The sequence below is a fragment of the Paenibacillus sp. LS1 genome (genome assembly GCF_026013365.1).
Taxonomy (GTDB): Bacteria; Bacillota; Bacilli; order Paenibacillales; family Paenibacillaceae; genus Paenibacillus.
In genome coordinates, this window is record NZ_JAPDOE010000003.1 from 423,528 (window position 1) to 431,230 (window position 7,703).

4 protein-coding genes are annotated in these 7,703 nt (G+C 46.2%); 3 read left to right on the plus strand and 1 reads right to left on the minus strand.

Going from position 1 to position 7,703, the window contains the following annotated elements; genetic code table 11:
- Positions 1-20 precede the first annotated feature (20 nt).
- A complete protein-coding gene (gene gyrB / locus OM416_RS17205; RefSeq protein ID WP_264931472.1) occupies positions 21-1,931 on the plus strand; it encodes a DNA topoisomerase (ATP-hydrolyzing) subunit B in 1,911 nt (636 codons plus the stop codon).
- A gap of 87 nt (positions 1,932-2,018) precedes the next feature.
- Here gyrB and OM416_RS17210 read toward each other — a convergent pair whose 3' ends face one another.
- Positions 2,019-2,966, minus strand: coding sequence for a YheC/YheD family protein (locus tag OM416_RS17210; protein ID WP_264931474.1), 948 nt, complete (start codon positions 2,964-2,966; stop codon positions 2,019-2,021).
- Between the two features lie 427 nt (positions 2,967-3,393).
- Between OM416_RS17210 and gyrA the strand changes: the two genes are divergently transcribed.
- A complete protein-coding gene (gyrA, locus tag OM416_RS17215) occupies positions 3,394-5,964 on the plus strand; it encodes a DNA gyrase subunit A (protein WP_264931476.1) in 2,571 nt (856 codons plus the stop codon).
- 224 nt (positions 5,965-6,188) lie between these two features.
- Positions 6,189-7,307 (plus strand): HD-GYP domain-containing protein, encoded by a 1,119-nt coding sequence (locus OM416_RS17220; RefSeq protein ID WP_264931478.1) that lies wholly within the window; start codon positions 6,189-6,191, stop codon positions 7,305-7,307.
- The last annotated feature ends 396 nt before the right edge of the window (positions 7,308-7,703 follow it).

Here is a 7,703-nt window from a genome sequence, read left to right on the forward strand (position 1 = left end):
TATAGAAGTAGGTGAAAGGCATGTCTATGAATCAACCGTCATATGATGCGAATGAAATTCAGGTCCTTGAAGGATTGGAAGCCGTACGGAAGCGTCCGGGGATGTATATCGGTTCCACCAGTTCCAAGGGCCTGCATCATCTGGTCTGGGAAGTAGTGGACAACAGTATTGACGAAGCGCTTGCAGGTTACTGTGACCACATTGAGGTCAGTATCCATGAAGATAACAGCGTAACTGTAGTCGATAACGGACGGGGTATTCCTGTCGGCGAACATGCCAAAATGAAACGCCCTGCACTTGAGGTAGTTATGACTGTCCTCCACGCAGGAGGAAAATTTGGCGGCGGCGGATATAAAGTATCCGGCGGTTTGCATGGTGTTGGTGTGTCCGTTGTAAATGCACTCTCTGAAAAAGTGGTTGTAACGGTTAAACGTGAGGGACATATCTACCAACAGGAATATCGCCGTGGAGCTCCACAGTATGACCTGAAAGTGATCGGTACAACCGATGAAACAGGAACTACGGTTAGGTTCCATCCGGACCCTGAAATTTTCACGGAAACGAGAGTTTATGAATATGACATCTTGCTTGCCCGTATTCGTGAGCTGGCGTTCCTGAACAAGGGCATTGGTCTTACACTGACGGATGAGCGTACAGGTGCAACCAACTCGTTCCTGTACGAAGGCGGTATTATCGAATACGTCTCCTTCCTCAACCAGAAGCGCGAAGTATTGCATGAAAATCCAATTTACGTCGAAGGTTCCAGAGATAACATCCAGGTGGAAGTTGCGCTGCAATACAATGACAACTACACCGAGAATATCTATTCCTTCGCGAACAATATCAACACGCATGAGGGCGGAACGCATGAATCAGGCTTCAAGAGTGCCCTTACACGTATCATCAATGACTACGCTCGTAAGGCGGGAGTAATCAAGGACAGTACCGGTAACCTTTCCGGAGATGACGTGCGTGAAGGTTTGACGGCTATTATTTCGGTCAAGATTCCTGAACCGCAATTTGAAGGACAGACGAAGACCAAGCTTGGTAACAGTGAAGTACGTGGTATTGTCGAATCCTTGTTTGCCGAGAAGTTGCAGGAGTTCCTGGAAGAGAATCCTTCCGTATCCCGTCGCATTTTGGAAAAAGGACTGCAAGCAGCACGTGCACGTGAAGCGGCCCGTAAAGCACGGGAACTGACACGTCGTAAAGGGGCACTGGAAGTAAGCTCACTTCCAGGTAAACTGGCCGACTGTTCATCCAAGGATGCTTCAATCAGCGAATTGTATATCGTCGAAGGTGACTCTGCAGGCGGATCAGCGAAGCAAGGTCGGGATCGTCATTTCCAAGCCATTTTGCCGCTCCGTGGTAAGATTCTGAACGTGGAAAAAGCTCGTCTGGACCGGATCTTGGGTAATGCGGAGATTAGAGCGATTATTACAGCGATGGGTACAGGTATTGGTGATGACTTCGATATTGCCAAAGCCCGTTATCACAAAATCATTTTGATGACTGATGCCGATGTCGATGGTGCTCATATCCGAACACTGTTGCTGACATTCCTGTATCGGTACATGCGCAAAATCATTGAGGCAGGCTATGTGTACATTGCGCAGCCACCATTGTTCAAGATTGAGCGTAACAAAGTGATTCGCTACGCTGGTTCCGAGAAAGAGCGCGATGAAATTATTGCAACGCTCGGTGAAAATGCGAAATTCAACATTCAGCGTTACAAAGGTCTCGGTGAGATGAACGCCGGACAATTGTGGGAAACGACAATGGATCCGGAGAGCCGGACCATGATGCAAGTATCGATCAACGATGCCATACTTGCTGATGCCATGTTCGACACCCTCATGGGGGATAACGTTGAACCGCGTCGGGACTTTATCCAGGAAAATGCTAAATACGTGAAAAACCTCGACATTTAACGATATTCGAAGAGGCGCCTGCGAGGGCGCCTTTTTATATTATTGGAATCATCGAAGAGGGAGGCTAATAGACTCCCGTATTGGTTTTTATCGACGTACACGTCTTTTGGTAGCTGAGGCCTGTGCTTTAGGGGATGGACGAGAGCTTTTGCTCTTTTTGGAGGGCAGACGACCGTAGGCAATCGCATATCGTTTGATCTTCCGGTAGGTCTCCTTGTCCGGTAGTAAGCCAAAAGCATAAATGCCTGGCAGTGTATTGACTTCAAGAATCCAGGGGCGCCCTTCTTCGTCTAGCGCAATATCTATACCAATCTCCTTGAGCCTTGGAAATGATGTTTGCAATTGCACGGCGGTATGAATGCCTAATCGGTACAGCTCAGTGCGAAGTTTCTTGAAGCCATCCTGATGCAGATGGGGGAGCACGAGTTCTTCGAACGTGGCCAACCGTCCACCACCATGAATGTTGGTGATGATTTTGCCCGGGGCGGCGACCCTTCCCAGCACACCTGTTGTCTCCCAGTTGTGTTGCAGATTTTTCTGGGTCAACACGCGTAAGTCAAAAGGCAAACCTTCATGCTTCATCAGCGGGATTCCTTGTTGAATGATATAGTCACGGTTCTGTATACGATCATTCAGTGCCCGTTCAAGATCGTCCAGGGAATGAAATGACCTTTCCTCGGTTCCATATTGGAGTTGATATGTTGTTGTGAGTTGGGTAGCTCTGGAGGTAACAGCACTTGCTTCGGTATCTTCAGATAGGTTCCGATCATTGGGTTCTTCGGTAACCTCTGCATCTGTGGTGGAGTCTTCGGAATAAAACACAGGTTGGTACATACGGGTGGTTTTCACCCGCATAACTCCATTGCCGTAAGTGCCACGATCCGGTTTGATATAGTTCGACTCGAATAATTCAGTCATTCGTTCCAGGGTTTGACGGCTATATTTTCGGGTCACAGGGATATATTCATTCACATTGCGACTGCGTTGTAACACAGCTGTTTTGGCCCATTTGCTGGAGACACGCTGGATACCCAAGATTCATCAGTCCTTTCACGTTTTGCTCAGTTCTCAAGAGGGGAAGACACGGAGAAATCGAAGGACAAGAGACGATTTCAGTGGTATAATAGAGAAATATGGCGTTTTGTGCGATGAGCTGCACAATTTGCAGTTTGATCGTAGAACGGGAACGGCTTTAGCCTCGGTAGGCACAGTACACATGCCGCTTTTTCTAGCATTGTATGTGCAATTGGAGAGGAAGGCAGGGCGAATCCCCAGAGACGCAGAAGTTCCCGGAAGAAAGGCTATTGCCCAGCGGACGTTTAATTGTGTAACTTTTGTGAAAGTAATATAATAAAGAGTAGCGTTCTTGCGCGGTTTTAGCCTTGTTAGGCTTTTCACATATAATCAATTTTTTTGCATGACGGAATGGAACGTTTGTTGAAGGACAAGAAGGAGGTCCAGCATGGCGGAAGAAATGAACTCTCAGATTACAGATCGGGATATAGGCGTCGAGATGCGTGAATCGTTTATGGATTATGCGATGAGCATCATCGTTAGCCGTGCCTTACCTGACGTGCGTGATGGATTGAAGCCGGTTCACCGGCGTATTCTGTACGCTATGTCAGAGCTCGGCATGACACCCGATAAACCACATAAAAAATCAGCCAGAATCGTCGGCGAAGTTATCGGTAAGTATCACCCGCACGGTGACTCTGCTGTTTACGAGACGATGGTACGGATGGCACAGGATTTCTCCCTGCGTTATATGCACGTAGATGGACATGGTAACTTTGGATCGGTCGATGGCGATATGGCAGCAGCGATGCGTTATACCGAAGCTCGTCTGTCCAAGATTGCAATGGAAATGCTCAGAGATATCAACAAGGATACGATTGACTTCCAGCCGAACTATGACGGTGAAGAACATGAACCAATCGTTCTGCCTGCTCGTTTCCCCAACTTGCTTGTCAATGGGGTTGGCGGGATCGCGGTAGGTATGGCGACCAATATTCCTCCTCATAATCTGGGAGAGGTTATTGACGGCGTACAGGCCATGATTCAAAATCCGGATATTACTTCCATGGAACTGATGGATTACATTCAAGGGCCAGATTTCCCAACGTCCGGTTACATTTTGGGACGCTCCGGCATTCGTCAAGCGTATCAGACCGGACGTGGTTCAGTAACGATGCGGGCCAAAACCAACATCGAAGAGAACAACAACAAAGCGAGAATTATCGTTACAGAGCTCCCTTATCAGGTGAACAAGGCGAGACTCGTTGAGAAAATCGCCGAGTTGGTACGTGATAAAAAGATTGATGGCATTACAGACCTTCGTGATGAGTCTGACCGTAACGGTATGCGGGTTGTAATTGAGCTCCGCAGAGACGTGAATCCGGGGGTTGTTCTGAACAACTTGTACAAACATACATCGATGCAATCCACTTTCGGAATTAACATGCTTGCGATTGTAAATAAAGAACCTAAAATCCTGAACTTGCGTGAAGTGTTGTATCACTACCTGCAGCATCAGATCGAGGTTATTCGCAGACGTACGCAGTTTGAACTGAAGAAGGCTGAAGCTCGAGCACACATTCTGGAAGGCTTGCGTATTGCGCTGGATCATATCGATGAGATTATTACATTGATTCGTTCATCCAGTAACGCAGATGCAGCCAGAGAAGGTTTGATTGAGCGTTTCTCACTCAGTCATGATCAGGCTCAAGCGATTCTCGATATGCGTTTGCAACGCCTCACAGGTCTGGAACGCGAACGGATTGAAAATGAATATAACGAATTGATGGTTAAAATCAGGGAGTACCGTGAAATCTTGGCCAATGAGCATCTGGTGCTTGAGATTATCAGTACGGAGCTTCAAGAGATTCGCGACCGCTTTAGCGATGATCGTCGTACAGAGATCACTGTAGGTGAAGAGAGTATTCTGGATGAAGACCTGATTCCACGTGAAGAGGTTATTATCACGATTACCCACACAGGCTACGTGAAACGTCTGCCGGTATCCACATACCGCAGCCAGAAGCGTGGTGGACGTGGGGTTGTAGGGATGGACACCAAAGATACCGACTTTGTTGAGCATCTATTTGTGACCAACTCTCACAATTACCTCATGTTCTTCACGGATAAAGGTAAGGTGTATCGTCTCAAAGCTTACGAGATTCCAGAGCTTGGACGTACCGCACGGGGAACACCAATTATCAACCTGATCCAGATCGAGCAGGGTGAATCGGTTAATGCCGTGATTCCAGTTCAGGAATTTGAAAGTGACAGATACTTGTTCTTTGCTACTCGTCAAGGGGTTGTGAAGAAGACGCCACTTGAGGATTACACCAATATCCGCAAAGGCGGCCTGATTGGTATTTCCTTGCGTGATGATGATATCCTGATTGATGTTAAGCTGACCGATGGGCAGCAAGAGATCATTATGGGTACAGCTCACGGGATGTCTATTCGATTCTCGGAAGGTAATGTACGTTCCATGGGACGTAGTGCAACCGGGGTTAAAGGGATTACATTGGATGAACAGGATTCCGTTATTGGCATGGATGTAGTCGATAAAGAGCTTGATGTTCTGATCGTTACAGCCAAAGGTTACGGTAAACGTACACCTGTCAGTGATTATCGGATGCAGACTCGTGGCGGTAAAGGGATCAAAACCATTAATGTTACAGAGAAGAACGGTGCTGTAGTCAGCCTCAAAATGGTTAAAACCGAAGAGGATCTGATGATTATCACGTCTAGCGGTACTTTGATCCGGATGAGCATGGAAGGCATATCCACCATGGGTCGATACACGCAAGGGGTGAAGCTGATTCATACTCGTGATGAGGATTCGGTAGCTACAGTCAGCCGAATTGACAAAAATGAAGAAGAACCAGACGACGAATTGCTTGAAGGCTCGGAAGGCGGGGAGACCCAAACTCCAGCAGTAAGCCTGGAAGAAGGCATCGTTACTGACGCGGAAGCTGATGCTGAAGTTGATGGCGACGACGACGATTCCGGTTCGGAAGCATAAGAATAGAATTTCTAAAAACTAATCTCTTGAAGATTGGAATAAGATTAAGAGGGCTCCCACTGGGGGCCCTTTTGTTGTATCAAGGAGCCATCACTTTGATTAATCAGAATCTAGGATGTACAGCCTGATTTTTGAGTAATATAATGGGAAATATCATGAAAAAACCGGGACTATGGTCTTGTTTTGTTATTAACATAGAAGAACGATGAGTGAGGGGAATAAACATGGGATTAATCACCCTGTCAGAAGTCAAACCAGGACTCAAACTTGGGAGTGATGTGCAAACGCTTCGTGGCAACGTCCTGCTTCAGAAGGGCAAAGTTATTTTACCCAAGGATATGGAAGTGCTCAGAGCCTTTATGATTCACCAGGTAGATATTGAACAAGAAAGAATGGTATCAGGCAGTACAGGCACCAAAGGTGCATCTGGGTCCGCAGGAAGTACAGCAAATGATAAGAATGGTGAACGGGCAGGGAAGACAGGGAACGTCACCACAGCTCCTGCAGCACCGTCTCTACAGGATGAGTATGAAAAGATGGTTGGACTAACCAAAAATGCATTCCTGTCCTCTCTGGCGGCGGAATTGCCTGTATATGAGTTGCGTACACAGTTGGAAGCTGTCTTTGTACATCTCAAACAATATAATGTGCTTACCTTCAGTCCACGAGTAATGCAAGAACATGATTATGTATATCACCATGCTGTACTGAGCGCGCTCACATCGTATCAATTGGCCCAATGGATGGATCTCCCCTCCAAAGACTGGATGCAGGTTGCTTTTGCAGGCTTGTTCCATGATATTGGTAACAACAAGGTAGATCCGCAAATTCTCCATAAGCCAACCACGTTGACGTCTACGGAGCAGGAAGAGATTCGTCAGCATACTAAATATGGTTATCAGATTCTTAAACAGGCAAAAGCCATTAATGAGGGAGCAAGACTTGCAGCTTTGCAGCATCATGAAAAAGTGGATGGATCGGGCTACCCCTTGCAGCTTAGCGGAACGCAGATTCATATTTACGCCAAGATTGTAGCTATCGCTGATATTTTCCACGCCATGACGCTAGAGAAGATCTACCGCAAGGCACAATCACCGTATTTGGTTCTGGAACAAATCCAGAGTGAAGCTTTCGGTAAATTGGACCCTGCAATTGTAAATGTATTTGTTCATCGGTCAACCCAGATTCATAATGGTATCCGAGTAAAACTCAGCAATAACCAAATTGGAGAGATCGTATTCTCTGATCGGGATCATCCTACACGGCCTATGGTATCAGTAGAAGGAACCATCATTAACCTAATGCAGCAAAGGCAGCTTCACATTCAAGAGGTTATCGGTTAACTATAGATATTAGAGTAAATTGATGAGAAGGTCTTTCTTCTATAGAGAGACCTTTTTATGTGAAATAAGTATACTGATGTAGATATATCACGATGATTATAGAAAGATTTATAAATAATCAAAAAAAGACTTGCAATAAAAATCTGTACATGGTATATTCTAATTCCGGCCAAGAAAACACGATTTACACGGTGCGGCAAGCGAAACAAATAAGCTTCGAAAGAAACTTAAAAAAAAGAGCTTGCAAAGTTGGTTCGGATGTGATAAGATATAAAAGTTGCTGAAGAGAACGACATTCGGTAACGAAACAAGTTTGATCTTTGAAAACTGAACAACGAGTGAGTAACGATCTTGCTTGCAAGATCGACGCTGAGAAATCGGTACAAGTCTTCGGAC

Excerpts from the sequence above, each read along its gene's own strand:
- OM416_RS17220 (WP_264931478.1), top strand. The coding sequence starts at position 6,189 with ATGGGATTAATCACCCTGTCAGAAGTCAAACCAGGACTCAAACTTGGG.
- gyrB (WP_264931472.1), top strand. The coding sequence starts at position 21 with ATGTCTATGAATCAACCGTCATATGATGCGAATGAAATTCAGGTCCTT.
- gyrA (WP_264931476.1), top strand. The coding sequence starts at position 3,394 with ATGGCGGAAGAAATGAACTCTCAGATTACAGATCGGGATATAGGCGTC.